The organism is Roseomonas aeriglobus (assembly GCA_016937575.1).
GTDB classification, from domain to species: domain Bacteria; phylum Pseudomonadota; class Alphaproteobacteria; order Sphingomonadales; family Sphingomonadaceae; genus Sphingomonas; species Sphingomonas aerigloba.
This window is the reverse complement of the sequence record JAFHKN010000002.1, coordinates 670,217-689,096: the sequence shown is the minus strand read 5'-3', so window position 1 is coordinate 689,096 and position 18,880 is coordinate 670,217. Positions and strand designations below refer to the sequence as shown.

Annotated in this window: 18 protein-coding genes and 1 tRNA gene; 10 read left to right on the top strand and 9 right to left on the bottom strand. The window is 67.7% G+C overall.

Annotated features, from left to right (window positions below; all coding sequences use genetic code 11):
* Nucleotides 1–176: 176 nt before the first annotated feature.
* Together JW805_03790 and yghU are read left to right on the top strand one after the other, a co-directional pair.
* The gene (locus JW805_03790) at nucleotides 177–1,169 is read left to right on the top strand and encodes a methyltransferase (protein ID MBN2971137.1); all 993 of its coding nucleotides are present in this window, start codon (nucleotides 177–179) and stop codon (nucleotides 1,167–1,169) included.
* Nucleotides 1,170–1,257: 88 nt separating this feature from the next.
* Nucleotides 1,258–2,139 carry a glutathione-dependent disulfide-bond oxidoreductase gene (gene yghU, locus JW805_03785; GenBank protein ID MBN2971136.1) on the top strand — a complete coding sequence of 294 codons (882 nt, stop codon included), beginning with the start codon at nucleotides 1,258–1,260 and terminating at the stop codon, nucleotides 2,137–2,139.
* Here yghU and JW805_03780 read toward each other — a convergent pair.
* From JW805_03780 to JW805_03760, 5 genes are read right to left on the bottom strand one after another with little or no spacing between them, the layout of a single operon-like run.
* On the bottom strand, nucleotides 2,127–4,511 hold the full coding sequence (locus JW805_03780; GenBank protein ID MBN2971135.1) for a TonB-dependent receptor: 2,385 nt from the start codon (nucleotides 4,509–4,511) through the stop codon (nucleotides 2,127–2,129). The two genes, yghU and JW805_03780, sit on opposite strands and share 13 nt — an antisense overlap.
* Nucleotides 4,468–5,421, bottom strand: a complete 954-nt coding sequence (locus tag JW805_03775) for a FecR domain-containing protein (GenBank protein MBN2971134.1) — start codon at nucleotides 5,419–5,421, stop codon at nucleotides 4,468–4,470. The genes JW805_03780 and JW805_03775 overlap by 44 nt, the downstream gene beginning before the upstream one ends.
* Nucleotides 5,422–5,438: 17 nt before the next feature.
* Nucleotides 5,439–5,969, bottom strand: a complete 531-nt coding sequence (locus JW805_03770; GenBank protein ID MBN2971133.1) for an RNA polymerase sigma factor — start codon at nucleotides 5,967–5,969, stop codon at nucleotides 5,439–5,441.
* Between the two features lie 21 nt (nucleotides 5,970–5,990).
* Nucleotides 5,991–6,794, bottom strand: coding sequence for a ChbG/HpnK family deacetylase (locus JW805_03765; GenBank protein ID MBN2971132.1), 804 nt, complete (start codon nucleotides 6,792–6,794; stop codon nucleotides 5,991–5,993).
* Nucleotides 6,769–7,641 (bottom strand): glycosyltransferase family 2 protein, encoded by an 873-nt coding sequence (locus JW805_03760; GenBank protein ID MBN2971131.1) that lies wholly within the window; start codon nucleotides 7,639–7,641, stop codon nucleotides 6,769–6,771. Before JW805_03760 ends, JW805_03765 begins: the two co-directional genes overlap by 26 nt.
* A 195-nt stretch (nucleotides 7,642–7,836) precedes the next feature.
* Between JW805_03760 and JW805_03755 the strand changes: the two genes are divergently transcribed.
* Nucleotides 7,837–9,303, top strand: a complete 1,467-nt coding sequence (locus JW805_03755) for a hypothetical protein (protein MBN2971130.1) — start codon at nucleotides 7,837–7,839, stop codon at nucleotides 9,301–9,303.
* A 129-nt stretch (nucleotides 9,304–9,432) separates the two neighbouring features.
* Nucleotides 9,433–10,710: an LptF/LptG family permease gene (locus tag JW805_03750; GenBank protein ID MBN2971129.1), complete on the top strand. Its 1,278-nt coding sequence runs from the start codon at nucleotides 9,433–9,435 to the stop codon at nucleotides 10,708–10,710.
* On the opposite strand, the gene JW805_03745 is transcribed toward JW805_03750, so the two are convergent.
* The 4 genes from JW805_03745 to JW805_03730 all read right to left on the bottom strand — a co-directional run bounded on the left by JW805_03745 (nucleotide 10,697) and on the right by JW805_03730 (nucleotide 14,430).
* Nucleotides 10,697–11,443: a hypothetical protein gene (locus JW805_03745; protein ID MBN2971128.1), complete on the bottom strand. Its 747-nt coding sequence runs from the start codon at nucleotides 11,441–11,443 to the stop codon at nucleotides 10,697–10,699. The two genes, JW805_03750 and JW805_03745, sit on opposite strands and share 14 nt — an antisense overlap.
* Before the next feature lie 72 nt (nucleotides 11,444–11,515).
* Nucleotides 11,516–12,712 carry a glycosyltransferase gene (locus tag JW805_03740; protein ID MBN2971127.1) on the bottom strand — a complete coding sequence of 399 codons (1,197 nt, stop codon included), beginning with the start codon at nucleotides 12,710–12,712 and terminating at the stop codon, nucleotides 11,516–11,518.
* Between the two features lie 4 nt (nucleotides 12,713–12,716).
* Entirely contained in the window at nucleotides 12,717–13,661 is a 945-nt protein-coding gene (locus tag JW805_03735) for a hypothetical protein (GenBank protein MBN2971126.1), read from the bottom strand.
* Between the two features lie 10 nt (nucleotides 13,662–13,671).
* Nucleotides 13,672–14,430 (bottom strand): DUF2334 domain-containing protein, encoded by a 759-nt coding sequence (locus tag JW805_03730; protein MBN2971125.1) that lies wholly within the window; start codon nucleotides 14,428–14,430, stop codon nucleotides 13,672–13,674.
* A gap of 237 nt (nucleotides 14,431–14,667) precedes the next feature.
* On the opposite strand from JW805_03730, the gene JW805_03725 reads away from it, so the two are divergent.
* The 6 genes from JW805_03725 (at nucleotide 14,668) to JW805_03700 (ending at nucleotide 18,876) form a co-directional block, all read left to right on the top strand.
* Nucleotides 14,668–14,741 (top strand) — tRNA-Gly (locus JW805_03725).
* 148 nt (nucleotides 14,742–14,889) lie between these two features.
* Nucleotides 14,890–15,384, top strand: coding sequence for a hypothetical protein (locus JW805_03720; GenBank protein MBN2971124.1), 495 nt, complete (start codon nucleotides 14,890–14,892; stop codon nucleotides 15,382–15,384).
* Nucleotides 15,385–15,439: 55 nt separating this feature from the next.
* Nucleotides 15,440–16,375 carry a cation transporter gene (locus tag JW805_03715; protein MBN2971123.1) on the top strand — a complete coding sequence of 312 codons (936 nt, stop codon included), beginning with the start codon at nucleotides 15,440–15,442 and terminating at the stop codon, nucleotides 16,373–16,375.
* Between the two features lie 36 nt (nucleotides 16,376–16,411).
* Nucleotides 16,412–17,539, top strand: a complete 1,128-nt coding sequence (tgt, locus tag JW805_03710) for a tRNA guanosine(34) transglycosylase Tgt (protein MBN2971122.1) — start codon at nucleotides 16,412–16,414, stop codon at nucleotides 17,537–17,539.
* 20 nt (nucleotides 17,540–17,559) lie between these two features.
* Nucleotides 17,560–17,754: a hypothetical protein gene (locus tag JW805_03705; GenBank protein ID MBN2971121.1), complete on the top strand. Its 195-nt coding sequence runs from the start codon at nucleotides 17,560–17,562 to the stop codon at nucleotides 17,752–17,754.
* Nucleotides 17,755–17,853: 99 nt separating this feature from the next.
* Nucleotides 17,854–18,876: a cell wall hydrolase gene (locus JW805_03700; GenBank protein MBN2971120.1), complete on the top strand. Its 1,023-nt coding sequence runs from the start codon at nucleotides 17,854–17,856 to the stop codon at nucleotides 18,874–18,876.
* Nucleotides 18,877–18,880 lie beyond the last annotated feature (4 nt).

Genomic DNA, 18,880 nt, shown 5'->3' with positions numbered 1-18,880 from the left:
CGTCCCCGTACAAGCGCACTCCCCCAAAACCGCGCAATTCCACCGGAAGACGAGCGTTTTGGAACGTAGGCCGAAGCCGGAGCCGCTTTCCGCAAAATGGCTAAACCACGTCAACCGAACGGAACCGCGACGACCTTTGGCGATATATGATCGACACAAAAGCCTTTGAGAACAATATGTTAACCCAGGTGAACAATGTCGAGCCAGCGAGCCACACAAGAACCGAGCTATGGTTCGACGAACGCCGTCGCCCCGCCCTGGCCGCCGTGTTGTCGCTGCTCGATGCGCGCGGTTATACTTTCACATCGGCCACCCCCGCGACTCATGCACGGGTGGTCGGCCGCCCACACAGGCAGACCGCGGACTCGGTTCGCGATGTGCTGGGGTGGAGCCTGCCGTTCGAGCGCGATCTGATCGATGACGCATTGTACGCAGCGCTCGACGCGGCCGGGGCGCTCGACGAGCAAGCGGATGGGCGCCTGAAGGCGACGCTGCGCGCCTCGCGCGTATCTGGACGATTGTTTCTACACTCCGCCTATCCCACGACGGCGCAGGATGCCGTCTTTCTCGGACCCGACAGTCACCGCTTTGCACTATGGATCGCGGCGCGGCTGCGGGGCGACGCCCGAACGATTCTCGACTACGGCGCAGGCGCCGGTGTCGGCGGAATCACGGCAGCGCAGCTGACGCGCGATCCGCTGCTGACGTTGGCCGATATCAATCCCAAAGCGCTGTTTCTCGCCGGAATCAACGCCGCCCATGCCGGTCTTCGCCACGAATTGATCGCAGCGCGGGAGCTCGGACAGGTCGGATCGGCGTTCGACCTGATCGTGACCCACCCGCCGTTCATGATCGACGCGGGACACCGGACCTATCGTGATGGCGGCGGCCTGTACGGTGTGCAGCTGTCGCTCGACTGGGCGTTGCAGGCTATCACCATGCTCAATCCGGGCGGCCGGCTGATCCTCCACACGGGTGTGTCGATCGTCGACGGTCGCGACGTTCTGCTCACGGGTTTGCGCGACCGGTTGCCGGCAATCGGCTTCGACCTCGAATATGTCGAGCTCGACCCGGACATCTTCAGCGAGGACCTGGACCAGCCGGGCTATGAAAATGTCGATCGGATCGCAGCGGTCGGCCTGGTGATCCGGCGCACCGACGGGGTCTGATGCCCGCCCGCTGACGGGCTGCCGTCGACGATGTTGCAGCCACGCGATATCGTTCCGATATGGCGGCCACCGACAGCGGAGACGAACGATGGCCGACGACGACAGCAGCGCGAAGAACCAGCCCGCCGGCTATGTCCCGCCCGAGGTCTGGACATGGGAGCCGGGTAACGGCGGCAAGTTCGCCAACATCAACCGCCCGGTCTCAGGTGCGACCCACGACCATAGGCTGCCGGTCGGAACGCACCCGCTGCAGCTCTATTCGCTAGCCACGCCCAATGGGCAGAAGGTTACCATCCTGCTCGAGGAGCTGCTGGCGGCGGGGCACGCGGGCGCCGAATATGACGCGTGGCTGGTCGACATCGGCGCGGGCGACCAGTTCGGCAGCGGCTTCGTTGCTGTGAACCCCAATTCGAAAATCCCGGCGCTGGTTGACCGTTCGGTCGATCCCGAGATCCGCCTGTTCGAAAGCGGATCGATCCTCGTCTATCTCGCCGAGAAGTTCGGCGCCTTCCTGCCTAGCGAAACGCGGGACCGGTCGGAGGTCATGAACTGGCTGATGTGGCAGATGGGCTCGGCACCGTTCCTGGGCGGCGGGTTCGGGCATTTCTATGCCTATGCGCCGTTCAAGATCCAATATGCGATCGACCGCTATGCGATGGAGGCGAAGCGCCAGCTGCATGTGCTCGACACACACCTGGCGGACCGGCCGTACATCGCCGGCGACGCGTACAGTATCGCCGACATGGCGATCTTCCCCTGGTACGGCGGGCTGTTCGACGGCATCTACAACGCCGCAACCTTCCTCGGGCTCGACGAATATCCGAATCTTCGGCGCTGGTACGAGCGGGTCGGGGCACGGGATGCCGTACAGCGCGGCCGGGTGGTGCTGAAGGCGACCGGCGAGCCCGGCACCTTCCTGCGCGAGCGTCACGCGGCCAGCGACTTCGACGCGATCCGTTACCAGCGATAGGCGGCGCCGACGCGGATATTGCGCGGACGCAGCGGCGTCGTCTGTTCGCGCAGGGCGAAGGAGAACGGGTTGCCGAAGGCGAAGCGGTTGGCGCGGATATTAGTGAGATTGTCGATATCGACCGACAGCTCGACCGGTCCGCGCCGCATCGTCCCGGCCAGGCCGAAGACGGTGAACCGCCCCTGACTGATGTCGTAGAGGTCGCCCGTTCCCAGCACCGATCGGCCGACGTGATCAACTCCGGCAGAGATACGCGGCGTAACATCGCCGGCGCTCCATTCGTAGGAGAGCGCCCCGTGCGCGGCAAAGGGCGGCGTTTCCGGCAGGCGGCGATTGTTGCGAACCGAGAGATCGGCGATCGGCCCCGAAACGCGGTTGTCGGTGATCAATACCGCCCCCTGCGCGCGCAGGCCCGCGATCGGCCGCCAGTCGGCGGATGCCTCGTACGCCGTGATTCGCGCGTCCCCGATATTGTCGGTGTAGGGCTGGCCCCGACGACTGATCAGATCGGCCTGGATATTGCTCCAGTGCGCAAGTGACAGGCTGGCCGAAAGCGCGAGGCCGGTCGCCCCGGTCGAGGTCCGCCGCAGCCCCATCTCCCCGACGGTGATCGAGTCCGAACGGAAATCGGCCACCCGGCCGATTCCGGGCGCTACCGACAGGCCGCCGGTGCGATAGCCGGTCTGGAACCGACCAAACGCGGCAAGCCGCGATGCGAGTTGCCAGGATGCCGCAAGGGTCGGATCGACACGCCCGGTCGACCGCCCCCGCACGAAGCTGCCGCTCGTGGGGGTGTTGGACGGCGAACCATCGGTGCGCCCGGTCGTCCCACGTGCGCCCACGGTGATTGCGAGACTGGGGGTAACCGCCACGGTGGACTCGCCGAACAACGATGCCGACCTGGTGACATTCGTCACGCCGATGATCGTCCGCTCGCCCCCCGGCGTCGCCACCGATCGCGCCAGCACATCGCGGTCGTCGACCAGAGTCAGACCGAGCACCCAGGAATGCCCCCCCGGAAGCGAACGTGACAGACGCGTTTCGTGACTGATCAGGCGCTTGCGATGGTTCGATCGGTAGATAACCGGCGTGGTCGGCAATAGCGTCGCGTCGAACTGCTCGTCCGAACGATAGCTGACAAGACCGGTCGCGATCAGCAGGTGCAATCCGCTGCCCCAGCTGCGGGAGGTGGTGAAGCGACCGAACAGGAGCTGGTTGTCGAACGGCTGCGCGATGGTCGAGCGACGGGCGAGCGGCCCGGCGTTTGCTTCCGCATACTGACCATCGCGGCTGTCGATCCACTGCGCGGCACCACTCGCTTCGACCTGCCAATCGTTCGCCGTCCGCAGGCTGAGGTTCAGCCGCCCGCCGCGTGTCGTATCGACGTTCACATCGGTCAGCCCGCGCCGGAGATCGTCGATATAGCCGCCGCTGCGCGCACTATAGGCAACCGCGCGGACACCCAGCCTGCCGTCGACGATCGGCTGGTTGAGCATGACCGCGACGTCCCCGCCGAGCGCACCGCCGGTCGTCGCAGTCAGCCCACCCTCCATCGCCGCCGCGCTTCGGCGCAGGTCGACCGGGGTCGAGGTCAGCCGAATGACGCCGCCGATCGCCCCCGAACCGTAGAGCGTGCCCTGCGGTCCCTCCAGCACCTCGACGCTCTGCATGTCGTACAGACGCAGTCCCGGGTCGTTGCCCGAATAGTTCAGCTGGACGTCGTCGAGGTAGATGCTGGTCGGCGACTGGGTCGCACCGTTGAAGCTGCTGTCGGCGATGCCGCGGATGAACAGCTTGTTGCGCCCCCGACCGAGCTGCGTGCTCTGCAGGATCGGGATCGCGCGCGAGGCCTCCGCCAGCGTACCGCCATGGCGCCCGGGCGTCGTCGTATCGACGTCGAGGATGGTCACGCTGCCCGGATAGCGCAGCAGCGGGATTTCACGCTTGCTGGCGGTCACGACGACGTCGCCCGGCGGCAGTGGCGTCGGCGGCGGCGCCGGCGATATGCGGCGTGGAAGAGCGACCGGACGCACCGGCGCGCGCTCGATACGAAACGCGCCCGCGTGCACGGCGACCGCGCGATACCCCGTATTCGCCAGCAGACGGTCAAGTGCCGAGCGGGCAGACAATCTGCCGCGCACGCCGCGCGTCGCGATCCGGCGCAGGCCGGGTTCGGTACTGATGATGTCGATGCCCAGATCGCGCGACAATGTCATCAGCGCGACGTCGAGCGTCGTGGCGGGGATCGATATTGGACGTTCGCGCGCCGCGACCGTCGTCGGGGTCAGTGCCAGGGTCAGGGCAACGACGGCCAGCGCCGCCGCGGTCTTACCGCGTCGTCCCTTCCGACAGAACCCACCGCCCTTCGTCACGCCGCCACGTCGCCCCGATCAATTCCGCCAGATGCGGTACGTCGCGATCGGCAGCTCCCGAAAAGCGGACCATGCCGGTAAAGGGCTGGCCGGACAAGCCGGGCGACAGTTCGATCTGAAAGCCGTAGAGACGATTGAGCGTGCCTGCGACGTCGCGCAGGGGGCGTTCGTTGAATGTCAGCACGCCGTGACGCCAGCCGCCGACGGTATCGGGCGCGAACCTCGTCCGGCGTACCGTGTTCGCGCTTGCATCGACGCTCACACCGTCGCCCGCGTGCAGCATGACCGCCGCGCCATCGGGTTCGTAGACCACCGACCCCTCCGCGACCTCGACCGACAGAGCCGCGTCGCTGCTGGCAACGTTGAACACGGTACCGACGTCCTGCACGGTCCGGCCTGCGGCGGTCACCACGAAGGGTCGGGCGGCGTCGTGACGGACGGTGAAAAGGGCCTCGCCCTGCTCCAGAGCCACCAGCCGCGGCGTCGCCGGGTCGAGACGCAGCCGCGTCCCGCCGCTCAATTCGACGCGTGTCCCGTCCTGCAAGGTCAGTGCACGACGCTCCCCCGCTGCCGTCGCGACCTCGTACGCCGTAGCTTGCGGCAGCAGCTGCGGTACCATGACCGCGGCAAGGCCGGCGGCGATCGCCGAACCACCGGCGATCCAGCGCCAGCGGTGCCGCGGCGCGGCCAGCGGTGCATCATTGTCGTTCCCGGCCGGTGATGCGGCCTGGGGGAAATGCTCTGCAGCCACGACGCGGTCGCGCATCGCCACCCGGTCATAGGCAGCAGCATGGGCAGGGTCCGCCTCCAGCCAGTCGACGAACGCCGCCCAGTCGTCGACACCCGCGTCGACAAGGCGCAGGTGCCAGGCAATCGCCCGGTCCATCAGATCTGCGCCATCATCGGTCACGCGTCGATTTCCCTTTCCTAGCCTAGACGATGTGGCTCGCCGTGATCCTCACCACAGCGTTCGACGTGATCGTGAAGTTTTCGGTATGCCCGCTGCAGCAGCTTCTCGACACCGCTGACGCTGATCCCCAATCGTTCGGCGATCGCGCGTTGCGACTGATCCTCGATCCGGAACATCCTGAGCGCGGTCGCCATGCGGTCGGGCATATCGGCTATCGCCGCTTCGACCGCCTGCCATTCGCTGCGCGCGGCGAGCACACGCTCGGCATTCGGGATCTGATTTGCGTCGGGCTGATCATCGAGCCACGCCGTATCGCGTGCGGCACGCCGCCCGGCGGCGATGCGCATGTCGGTCGCCAGGTTGGCGGCGACGCGGTAGAGGAAGGCGGCGGGCTGGGCGATCGGGCGTTGCGCCAGCTGGTCGATCCGCAGCCACATGTCCTGCAACGCATCCTCGGCGTCCTCGGCATTGCCGAGCCGCGCGACGAGCAGGCGTCGCAGCATCGGTTGCTGCTCCAGGAAGATGGCCTTCAGGCCGCCGTCGTCCACGCTGTCGCCGAACCCTTGAGATCAGGCCGGAAACGCCAGCCCTTCGCGTCCAGCAATGTCGGTTATGTCGGTCGCACGCAAGCCATCGGCTTCGCGCGGACGGGCCGCGGCGATGGTGTCGCCGGGCCGCTCCCCTGCCCCGGGATGGCACATCACGAGGTGACGGCGACCGGGCTTGCGCAACAAGCGCGGCAGGATGTCGCCATAATCGCGCGCGAAATCATAATGGCCGGCGAAACTGTCGTTGGTCGACAGTCCCAGCTTCGCCGCGTCGCGTCGGAAACCGCGCGAGTGATAGGCGCTGCCGATCGCCTTGCCGAAGAACGGGCGCGCGAGCATTGCCGACAGCCGGTCGGTACAATCGCGCAGCCAGGCCTGGGGCGCACGGCGGGCGGTTTCCGCCAGGACGATCTTGCGGATGCCGGGCAGGACGTGGCTGTGCTGATGCCCGTCGACGAAGGTCGGTGGGCGGCCCATGGCGGCGATGAACGCATCGAACTGTGCGGTGACCTCGCGTGCGATTTCGTCGAGCGGCACATCGCCCCGCCCTGCGCGCTGCGTCACATCGTTGATCGTCGGCAGGACGCCGTCGGGCGCATAGCCTGGCATGGCAGTCAGCGGCCGTTCCTCGGTCAGCGTCAGGTGCAGGCCGATTTCGACATGCGCGGGCAGATCGTGCAGCAGCGCACTGTCCTCCGCCCAGCCGGGCATCACCGCCATGCAGCTGATCGCATTGAGCTTTCCGTCGCGTGCCAGTCCGGCAATCGTCTCGCTGACCGCGCGCGAGAAGGCGAAATCGTCAGAGCACAGGATGAGGCGTCGCAAAACCAAGCCCTTCGTCGACCTGAAACTGGCGCTCGCGGATGCGGTGGCTGGCCAGTTTGCGCTGCCGCAGACGGGGCCCGAGGAAGTCGTGGAAGAACCAGTCGCCCGCAAACGGCGCCGCGAGGACATACATCAGCCGCTCCACGAACGTCCACCGGATCGATTCGCGGTCACGGTCCCGCGCCGATGGGCGACACCAGAAGTCGCGCGAATAGAGCATCGATCCGCGCGCCATCGTGCGGTTGATCACCTCATGATCCTCCAACACGTAATTCCACTGCTCGGGGTCGAAGCCGCCGACGCTGCGCAGAGTGGCGGTGCAGAACGCCTGTCCGGCGCCGCCAGCATGGCACTGGCGCGGCAGCAACCGGCCGGCCAGCGTGATTGCCGTCGCTTCGATGCCGCGGGCGACTTCGCCGGCGCCGGGCGCGATGAAATAGGCGCCGGCTACGACGCAGCCGGGCCGGGACAACAGCCGCGCGGCCTCCGCCAGATAGGTCGGCGGGTAGAGCGTGTCGGCGTCGCAGGTCGCGGTCCAGCGCGTGCGTGCGAAGGCGAGCCCCGCCTTCAACGCCGCGACCTTGCCCGGCACACGTTCGATCAGCACGACGTGGTCGAGCCCATGCGCAAGCGCGGCGGCTTCCGCGACCAGCGCGCTGCCGTCGGTCGATCCATTGTCGATCAGGATCAGGCGAAAGCGGACGGTCTGCGCGGCCAGGCTGGCGATCGTCGCTGCCAGATAATCGCGTTCGTTGAAGAACGGCAGCAGGATCGTCCAGTCGGCCGCCATCGCCGGTCCGGTCGCACCGCGGCGCGCCGACGAAAGATGGTCGATATCGAGATACATGGCCTCAGCATCCGCGCGATGGATCGATCGTCGAATGCCGGCCCCGGACGATCCTTCGGCTGCCCCCCCACGGACCCCCGCCGACCTCGTTCCCGCCATCCGCTGGTGATTAGACGATTCCGGTTAGGGCGATCCGCACCATCCGTCAAAAATAGTTGAGATGACGCGGAACCAACTCGCGACTAACGGATGGCCATGGGTTTCCCATCACGGATCGATCGGACGAACTGGCGCCCGGGCGTCGCGCTGGCGCTGCTGCTGGCGATCGCGTTCGTCGTGCGCGCACATGACTTTGGCAATCCGGTCATCCATGTCGACGAGCAATATTATCTGCTCGTCGGCGATCGGCTTCTGGGGGGCGCCGTGCCCTATGTCGATTTGTGGGATCGCAAGCCGCCGGGCCTGTTCCTGCTGTTTGCCGGAATGCGATTGCTGCCCGGCGACGGCATCATTGCCTATCAGGTCACCGCGACCCTTTTCGCCGCGCTGACCGCGTGGCTGGTCGCGCTTGGCGGGCGCCGGTTGGGCGCATCCGCATTCGGCGCGCTGGCCGCCGGCATCGTCTATATCGTGTGGCTGTCGTTCCTGAGCGGGCGCGGCGGTCAGTCGCCGGTCTTCTACAACCTGTTCATGGCCGCCGGCGGGCTTCTGACTCTCGGCCTGCCCGGGCGGGCAGCGGTGGGAGATCGCCGAGGGATCGTTGCCAGCGGTGCCGCGGCGTGCCTGCTGGCGGGACTGGCGATCCAGGTGAAATATACCCCGGTCGTCGAAGGCGCCGTCTTCGGCCTCGCCCACCTCTGGTATCTTCACCGCGCGGGCACGCGACCGATCGGCGTCGCGACCGCCGCGTTGCTGTGGATGCTGCTCGGCGCTCTGCCGACGCTCGCCGTCGTCGCCTGGTACTGGTCAAAGGGACCAGCGGTCTTCGACGCATTCTGGTTCGCCAATTTCACGTCCGTGACGCTGCGCCGCGGCTATCCGGCAGCGAAGATCGTCGGGCGATTGGCGGGGACCACTGCGCAGCTGTCGGTGCTCGCCGGCTGCGTGATCGCGACGGCCCGCGCTCGGCCCGGGCCGACGCCGACGCGCCTGGCGCTGATCTGGCTCGCCGCTGCGCTCGTCGCTTTCGCGATGATCGGCGCCTTCTTCGATCATTACGCCCTGCCCCTGCTCGTCCCCGCCGCCATGCTCGCCGCCCCGACGCTGGGGCGACGCGGCGTTGCGCGGTGGGCGATGGCCGGCGCAGCCGTGATCCTCGCAATCTTCCACATCGTGACCGAAACCGACGAGCGCGCCTCCGCCTATGGCGCCGCCGGCATCCTCGCCACGCATCGCGACGCCGGCTGCCCCTATGTCTTCGCCGGCGACTCGGCCCTTTACCTGCTGTCGCGGACCTGCGTGCCGACCCCCTACGCCTTTCCCTCCACCCTGGCCTATGAGCCCGAGCGCGGGGCAGTCGGCATCGACGAGGCGGCGGAGGTCGCGCGCGTGCTCGCTACCCGGCCGCCGGCGATCGTCACATTCGACGATCCGCTCGCGCCGTGGAACGTCCGCAGCCAAACCCTGGTCGCAGCCGCCATCGCCCGCGATTATCGCCCGGCCGGCCGCTTTCCGCGGGAGGGCCGCACGCTGCTCGTCTACGTCCGTCGCGACTTGCATTGAATTTCCTGCTCGAACGCTGCGAGTTGCGCACGTCGGCGGCGTCATGATGTCGGAACAGACGAATAAATCGCGGACGTCGCTCATGCGCCTGTTGTTTTCGATTGCGATGGCATCCCCGGGCGGTCGCCGATGATGGTGCCGGGCATCGTAGGTCGCTTGCTCGCGCGCGCGGTCGCGGAACGCATGCTGGTGGTCGCGGGGTTGATCGTCGCCATCCTGTCGCTGGAGAATGTCCAGCGTCTGACCACCGACCTGCAACAGACGAATAATGCGATACCCCTGCTCGGACGCCTGAGCCTGTTGCTGGTGCCCGAGCATCTGAGCGCCGCGATTCCGGTCGCCTTGCTGCTGGGCGTCGCCCTGACCGTTCGCAAGCTGGCAATGGATGGGGAATGGCAGGTGTTCGCCGGCGCCGGCCTGTCGCGTCGCCGTCTGTTGATTCCTCTACTGGTAGTGGCGACGATCGCCGGAGGCGTGCAGCTGGTATTGCGGATGGAGATCCGCCCCGCTGGCGAACGCGCGCTCGATGCCCTTTACGGCGCGATCCGCACCGGCGCGCACGGCATTCCGCTGCCGATCGGCGAACCCGTCGCCATCGCGCCCGATACGACGCTGTTCGTGACGCGGGTCGACCGGTCGCCGGGCCGCCGACCGGTTCTGGCCGAAGTCATGGTGACGCAGAGCGATACCGTGTTCAGCGCCCCAATCGCCAAGATCGTGCGCAGCGGCGACGGGACGATCGCGATCGATCTGCGCGACGGAACGGCAGTCACGCGCCCTGCCGACGGCCCGGTGCGCACCGTGTCGTTCGCGAGCCTGCGCCTTTCCGGCTCGCCCGAGATGATCGGCATGGTCGGCCAGGATTTTCGCCAGGCGCTCGACCGCAGGGACACAGCCGGACTGGTGGCGCTCGTTAGGGACGGCGCGCCTGACGCGCGCGCCGCGGCGACGGCGGCCCTGGCGATGCGCATCGATTCGGCGCTGTTCTGTCTGATCATCCCGCTCTTCGGTATCGCGCTCGGCCACCCGGGTCGGCGGCGGTCGAGTGCGATCGGCATCGGTTTGGGCATCGTCCTGATTGTCGCGCACCTGAAGTCCGCGGCCTTCGTCGAGGATCATTTCGCCGCGCACGCCGCGCTGGCAGCGGCGGCGCATGTCGTAGGTTGGTTGGCGCTCGGTCTTGCGACCCTCTGGCTCGAGCGACGCTTCGGCGAAGGCTTCGTCGAGCGCGCGGCGGCACGGGTGGTGAGGGTCAGGCGCGCGCGACCACTGGGCGACCGTCGTCCGCGCGGCGTGCGGCGCTGGGCCTATGTTCTGCTGGGGTTCCACCGCGTCGCGGCATGGCCGCCGCGCGCTGCGGCGAACAGCGATCTTCCGATCGGACGAGCGGCAATCAGCGGAAGGTGATCGTCCAGCGCGCCTCGGCCTGGGTGTCGCCCTGTTCGCCGGCGCCCGTCCGCATATCGACGACCGGACGACGCAGCGACGACAGCGACACGCGCCACCCCATCGTCGGACCGGCTTCCGTTCCCTGATCGTCGCCCAGCGTCAGTCGCAGACCATGGCCAGCCGTCACTCCGCCGACATTGATCACGTCCGGACCGGCGAACAGCCGGCGTCCGCGCGACGTGCCGATTCGCAGGAAATCGACGCCCAGCGCCAGCCCGCCGTCGTACGACGCCTCTACCCCCGCGGACGTGATATCGGCCGACAGTCGCCGCTCGGCGGTGGGAAGAATATCGCGCTTGCGCCGGACCGAGGCGTTGGCAACATTCGCGCGTAGTTCAAGCGCGCCAAGCGCAATGGCGGCGGAAGCGCCCAGGCTCAGCATCGTGTACCGGTCGGACCGCAACAGACTGTCTGATCCCGCCGGACCACCGACGATCCGCACGGCACTGAATGTCAGGTCTACGGGGCCGTTGACGTGGAGTTCGTCCGCCTGGTTGCGCCGGATCGTCACACGGTCCTGAAGCTGCAGCGTGTTCAGCGCCGTCGTCCGGGTGCGCAGCGCCGCCGGCATGGTCGCAGCATAGTCGAACTGGCGTTCGATCAGGGGGAGATGCTTCGGCGGCAGAGGCTCGCACGGCACCGCGAGAGGTCCGCATCCCACGACGCCGACAAGCACCAGCGGCCAGCCCATCCCCATATCCCCCGTTTCAGGAGATAGACGATGCCAGACGCCGCCATCCGCAGTGGCCAGGCTTAGGAAGCGTTAAAAATTTACCGCTGCGCGCAACGATGCGTCGGCGCCAAGGGTGATTGCCGCACGATAATCGTCGAACAGGCGGCGGAAATGCGTGTCCATCGCCGGGGCTTGATCGGCCAGCCGGGCGGCGGCGTGAAGGGCGGCGTCGCCCGCCTCGATCCGTCGCGCGATCGCCGCTGCCATCGACCGCGCCGACCGCGCTGTATAGCCCTGATCGCACGCCGTTCGCAGCTGATCGCTGGCACCGCCCTCCTCAGGCAGGATCAGCGGCAGGCCCGCCGCCTGCGCCTCGGCGGCGACCATGCAGAAGGTCTCGGACTCACAGCCGTGAACCAGCGCATCGCCGCTCGCAAGCAGGGTGGCGAGCCGCGTGCGGTCCCGTTCCGGCGCGGCGAGATAAACGTGCGGGCTGAACCGCGCGGCACGCGCGACCTTCGCTTCGTCGCGGCCGCCGCCGAAGATGACCAAGCCCACCGGATGGCTGTTGCCGGCGGCGATCGCCGCCTCGATCACCATCGGCCAGCGCTTCTCCGGCCCGTGGCGGCCGAGCCCGAGCAGCAGCGTCGCATCGTCGGGCAAGCCGCATTTCGCGAGCAGCTGGCGGCGCACCTCGGCGTTGCGATGCTGCGGCGAAAACACACCTGGCGTCACGCCCATCGGATTGGTCCGCACCTTGGTCAGCCCGCCGGCGGTCAGCCGGCGCGACAGGCTGTGGCTGGCGCTCAGGACCATGTCGAAGTCGGCATCGAGCCGACGCAGATGGCGCCAGAACCAGTCGAACCCCCGATCGATAACGTCGCGCGGGGCGACACCGCCGAACCAACGATAGGCATAGGCCGACAGCGGGTCGGCGTGCATCACCAGCGACCGCAGCGCACGCCCCTGCCAGCGCGCGACCATCGACGCGGAAGACCAGGGCGACGATGCTTCGACCACGTCGGGCGCCAGCCGATCGAGCGCCCGATGGAGCGCCGCCTCATCCGCGAAATAGCGGTAACGCCGGTCGAGCGGGAAGCGTGGTGCCGCGATCGTGACGATGCGTCCGGCTGCACTTTGCGCGACGGTCGCATCGCGCTCGCCGGGGGCCAGGATGATGACTTCCTCGCGACCCGGCCGGGCCGCGGCCAGCTTCTGTTCGACATAGGTGCGCACACCCCCGCCGGCGGGGGTATAGAAGGCGCAGATGTCGACGATGCGGATCATCGCGTCAGTCCACTACCGCGCGGACGACTTCGCTCGCGCCCAGCACCGCGCCGACGATCAGATGCGTCGCCAGCGACAGCGCCGCGACCAGCGCGATCGCATCGACGATCGGCCCGTGCGCGCCGACCAGCACCGTGACGACGCCGGCGAAGACGACGTCCTTGTTCGGCATCAACGGCAGACGCGACAGGATCTGGCGGATGGTGCCGAGCAGCAGCCACCAGCTGAGCGCCACGGCCGGCACGATCTCGTGCCACAGATAGGCCGACAGGCCGATCGCGACGACGATGCGGACCGTATGGATCGCGGCGACGAACGCCAGATCGCGCCCGGGCAGGCTGAACAGCCGGCCGCGGAAGAAGAAGATCACCAGCGATGACACCAGGATGACGACAACCGACGTCACGAAGTGCGTGGTTTCCATACCGACGTTCAGCCGCGCGAACAGCGGCGCCGCGATGATAACGAGCAGCAGGGTGAAGACGTTGCCGGCGATGGCGCTGAGGATCGAGACGTCCTTGATCGCCCCGAACGGCGCGGTCGTGATTCGCGCATGGCGCCGCGCCCAGCTGTAGAAATACATCTCGCCCAGGTAGCCGAGCAGCAGTTCGTTGCAGACGAGCTTGCGGAACAGCGGGACGATGCCATTTGCCGGTAGCGTCCACAGCTTGCGGAAGATCACCCATTCCGACAGCGGGCTGATCGCGTAGCAGAGCGCGAACGCCAGCCAGAAGCCCACGCCGGTCGGCATCATCGCCCACAAGGTCGCGATGTCGAGCGTGCGCAACTGATAGAGGGCCGCCGCCAGCACGCCGAGCGACAGCAAAGGGCCGAGCGCGGCAAGCCAGCCGTTCCACCGCGTCTTCAGCGGCGGGGCGGGATCGACCAGGACAGCAGGCGCGATCGGCGCGGCTGCGGCGATGGGGGTAGGAGCGGCAAGTTCGGTCATCGGCGAGTCCTCAGGCCGCCAGCAGGTCGGCATAGCGCGCCGGCGCATGGGTGCGGCGCACCCGACCGACCGCGCGATCGATGCTGCGCATCAGCGCGGGCACGTTGGTGTCGCCGGGATGGACGCCGATTCGCGCGGTCGGCAGGCGATTGAGCACCGGCGGCAGGACGCGGGCGGCCGCGAGCGAGGACAGGATGCGTGCCCGGCTGCGGCTCGCCCAGGTCAGCACCGGATCGCGAGCCAGCACCTGGCCGGTCACCGGATTCCAGACCCGGCGGTGGTTCTCGGCGATCTGGAAACCGGCATCGGCCAGCGCCGCGTCGGCGCCAGCGCCATACAGCCAGGCCGGGGCGATGAAGCCCGCCGCCGGCCGCCCGGCGATATCCTCGATCAGATGGCGGCCGTCACGCATGCGGCCGAGCGCCGCGTTATAGGACAGACCCAGGAACTCGCCCTCCCCCGCGGTCATGTGCCGCGCCTTCAGCTGCGCCGCGCGGCCAGTGTGGACGCTGTCGTCGCGGTGGAACCAGCCGTGGACGAACAGCTCCGCCCCGGCATCCGCCCAGCGGCGCAGCTTCGTCGCAAACGGCGTCCCCCGGGTCAGCGGCGCCTGTCCCCAATGATTCGGCACGACCAGCAACGCGACACGGTCTTCCGGCGCGTGCCCGCCGAGCAGGTCGCGCAGGCGATCGACCTGAGTTTCAAATCGCGGCCCCACGTCGTGAACCGAAAGGAACAATCGGCGTTCAGGCTTCGGTACGGACGGCATGTTCAGTTCGACCCCACCGGATTTCCGGCGTGATGGGGTCCCATCGTCGCGCCCGAAATCCCGGTTAACTCTCGTAAAGACGTCGTCACAGCGACGTTTCCGCAGCCCTATCCAGATTTTTTGGGCTAATTTGGGGCAAGGTCGCTTTCAACGTTGCGAGGCAAGACGGTCGCGATTTCGCCCACCTTTCCGCATTGACCCGCCGGCTGCGGATGTGCGAAGCGCCCTGTCGGCCTAGCGGGTGTAGCTCAATGGTAGAGCAGAAGCCTTCCAAGCTTACGACGGGGGTTCGATTCCCCTCACCCGCTCCAGCCTCCCCCCTTTCTGATAGCTGACGCGTCGAACGCGTTTCGCAGCTGCGTTGGCAAGGACGGTCGCGCACAAGCGCTTCTCACGCCGTCGCGTCACGATTAGACAAAGGCCCGGGTGGTGTCGCCCGGGTGTCTGAGGTGTCGCGCTATGCTTATCGCGTTTCTGTTGCTCGCTGGCGCGCAGGATGCCCCGCCCCGGCCCGATCCTTATCGCACGGCCCCGGCGACCGTGGTCGCAGAGCCGGTCGCGCTGTTCATTGCGGGCGCGGATCGCGATCACGACGGGCGCACGACGGTGTCGGAGCTGCGCCAGGCCATTCTCGAATCGACCGCGGCCGATCCGCCGTGGAGCGCGCAGGGCGATACGGGGATCGGTTACATCCAGTATTCGGATTGGGCGGAGCGATGGCTGGGCGACCGCAACGGTGTGCCGACGCCATTCGACCTCGATCGCAACGGCGACCAGAAGGTGACCTACGACGAACTCGCCGCGCGGTTCGAGGCGCTGTTCGTCCGATTCGACGCGAATAAGGATGGCGCTGTCACCCGCGCCGAGCTGCTGACCGTTCGCACCAGTCCCTATGGCCGCCCCGATGGTGACCGGCGCGGTCGGCGCAGTGGCGGACGTCCGCCCGAACGCTGAGGCGCCAGGGTCCCATCGCTGGCATATCCTGCCCGAAACCGGCTAAGCGCACCCCATGGGCGGGCATCACCATCACGGACATGGGCACGAACATGGACACGGGCACGCGCACAGCCATTCGCACGCGCCAGCGGATTTCGGCCGCGCCTTTGCGATCGGCACCGCGCTCAACCTCGGCTTCGTCGTCGTCGAGGCGGCGTTCGGCATCTGGGCCGATTCGGTGGCGTTGCTGGCGGATGCCGGACACAATCTGTCCGATGTTCTGGGCCTGCTCATCGCCTGGGGCGCGGCAACGCTCGCCAAGCGCCCTGCGTCCGAACGCTATACCTATGGCCTGAAAAGTTCGTCGATCCTGGCCGCGCTCGCCAATGCGGTGCTGCTGATGGTGGCGGTCGGCGCGATCCTGCTCGAAACGGTGCAGCGCCTGGGATCGCCGCCGCCGGTCCACGGCATGACGATGGTCTGGGTCGCCGCGGCGGGAATCGCGATCAACCTCGGCACTGCCATGCTCTTCGCGCGCGGACGGCACGGCGACATCAACATTCGCGGTGCCTATTTGCACATGGCGGCCGATGCGGCGGTGTCGGCCGGCGTCGTGGTCGCCGGGCTGGTAATTTTGGCAAGCGGCTGGGTGTGGGTCGATCCGCTGGTCAGTCTGGTGATCGTCGCGGTCATCCTGTGGAGCAGCTGGGGGCTGCTGCGCGACTCGCTCGGAATGGCGCTGCTCGCGGTGCCGCCGGGGATCGATCCGGCCAAGGTGCTGGCGTATCTGCGCGGCCTGCCCGGCGTCGCGCGCGTTCATGACCTGCACATCTGGCCGATGTCGACGACCGAAAGCGCGCTGACGGCGCACCTCGTCATGCCCGGCGGCCACCCCGGCGACGCGTTCCTCACCGAGCTGCAGCACCGGCTCGACCACGATTTCGCGATCGGCCATGCAACCGTGCAGATCGAGATCGGCGAGGACGGCTGCGCGGTGCACGCACATTAGTTGCCAAGCGGCGACGTCGCGCTAGGGACGGCACCCATGTCCCGTTTTACCTTCACTATCACCGCGACCGACGGTCGCGCGCGGACCGGCGCCATCAGCATGGTGCGCGGCGAGATCCGCACGCCCGCCTTCATGCCGGTGGGCACCGCCGCCACCGTCAAGGCGGTGAAGCCCGCCGACGTCCGTGCGGCCGGCGCCGACATCATTCTGGGCAACACCTATCACCTGATGCTGCGCCCGACCGCCGAGCGAATGCAGCGCCTGGGCGGATTGCACGCCTTCATGGGGTGGGACCGGCCGATCCTCACCGACAGCGGCGGATATCAGGTCATGAGCCTGGCCGACCTGACGAAGCGCAGCGAAGAGGGCGTGGCGTTCAAATCGCATCTCGACGGCACACGCCACATGCTGTCCCCCGAACGCTCGATCGAGATCCAGCGGCTGCTCGGCTCGAACATCACCATGGCGTTCGACGAGCTGGTCCCGACGACCAGCAGCCGCGAGGTCCAGGCCGCTGCAATGGAGCGGTCGATGCGCTGGGCTCGCCGCAGCCGCGACGCCTTCTTCGCCGCCGAAGAGCACGCCGCCCATAACGCGATCTTCGGCATCCAGCAGGGCGCGCTCGACGAAGGGCTCCGGAAGGCGTCGGCCGACGCGCTGATCGATATCGGTTTCGACGGCTATGCGGTCGGCGGTCTCGCGGTCGGCGAGGGGCAGGAGGCGATGTTCGGCTGTCTCGACTTCGCGCCCGGCCAGCTGCCCGCCGACAAGCCGCGCTACCTGATGGGCGTCGGCAAGCCCGACGACATCGTCGGCGCGGTCGAGCGCGGGATCGACATGTTCGACTGCGTCCTGCCCACCCGCTCGGGCCGCACTGGACAGGCGTTCACGCGCACCGGGCCAATCAACATCCGCAACGCGAAGTTCGCCGAGGATACCGGCCCGCTCGACCCGGCATGCGAATGCCCGGTGTGCGGGACGTGGAGCCGGGCGTACATCCACCATCTGGTTCGCGCGCAGGAGATCCTGGGAGCGATGCTGATGACCGAGCACAACCTTTGGTTCTACCAGGCGTTGATGGCCGACCTGCGCGCCGCGATCGCTCGGCAGGAGCTCGCGGCGTTTGCCAATGGCTTTCGCGCTGCATATCGAGGCGAGAAATAACGTTTCCCGGGAGAGTATGCGTGGCCGAAGACACTACCAACGAGATCGTCGCCGCAGCCAAGGACGCCAAGGCGCGGACCGAAAAGGCAATCGCGAAGGTCAAGCCGAAGGACGGGCACTGGCCGCTGAAGGCGATCGGCCTGGGCGTCGGCATCGGATCGGCCGCGGTCGCTGCCGCGATGCTCTACGCCAACCGCGACAAGCGGGACGACTGAACGGCCGTTTCTTAGCTTAACCATGTAGCGTTTCACCGCGGGACACGCCCAAATTCGCTGGCGAAATCCGGGCGGATCGACGCTATCTGAAGCGCCGTGATGGCACGGTGGTTTTCGACGCAGGGGCGCGGCGCGCTTGCTGCGCTGGCGGTTTCGCTAGCCGGTGCAGGATTTTCCGCGCATGCCGGGCGCACGGTCGAAGGGCAGCCCGACACTGTCCCGATGCCGTCGCCCCACCCCGTCGGATTCGATGCGCAAGATCATTTCCCCGGCGCCGCGCTGCTGTATGCCGAGGAGCAGAAGGACTTGCCGGTCACCGGCGCGACGGGGACCGTCGCCTTGCCCGCCGCGCCGGTGCCCGACACGACGGTCGAGGGCGATGCTTCGATCCGCCCGGCCCTGCCCTTCGTGCTGCGCGGTTCGACACTCGACAAGGCGCGCGCCCTGCAGTGTCTGACGACTGCCATCTATTACGAAGCCGCGACCGAGCCCGACAATGGTCAGGCCGCGGTCGCACAGGTCATCCTGAACCGCGTGCGCCATCCGACCTTTCCCGCGACCGTGTGCGGCGTCGTCTATCAGGGGTCGGAGCGGCGGGGGTGCCAATTCAGCTTCGCCTGCGATGGCGCGATGGCGCGGGCGCCGATGCGCTCCGCCTGGGACCGCGCGCGGCGAGTCGCGGCGCGGGCGCTTGCGGGCTATGTCTTCGCGCCGGTCGGGCTGGCGACGCATTACCATACCTATGCCGTCACCCCGACATGGAACCGCAGTCTGGTGATGACCGGCATGTTCGGGGCCCACCTGTTCCACCGGTGGAAGGGCTATTGGGGCACGCCGATCGCGTTCCGCCAGTCGTATCTGGGCGGCGAACCGACGCCGGGCCCGCATGTCCCGGCGGAGACGCCGCTGGTGCTGGCCAGCACGTCGTCGACCGTCGTCCCGCCCGCCATCGCAACGGCAGCGGCGGCGCTGATCGCTCAGAGCGCATCCTCGACGCCAGCGCCGACGCCGGTGGCACAGGTTCAGGCTCCGCATGTCGCCAGCGGGGCGGTGCAGGAGCGCTATGCCGACGAGTCCCAGATCCTGGATAAGTGGAAGGACTCGGGCAAGCCGCTGAAGTGACGGC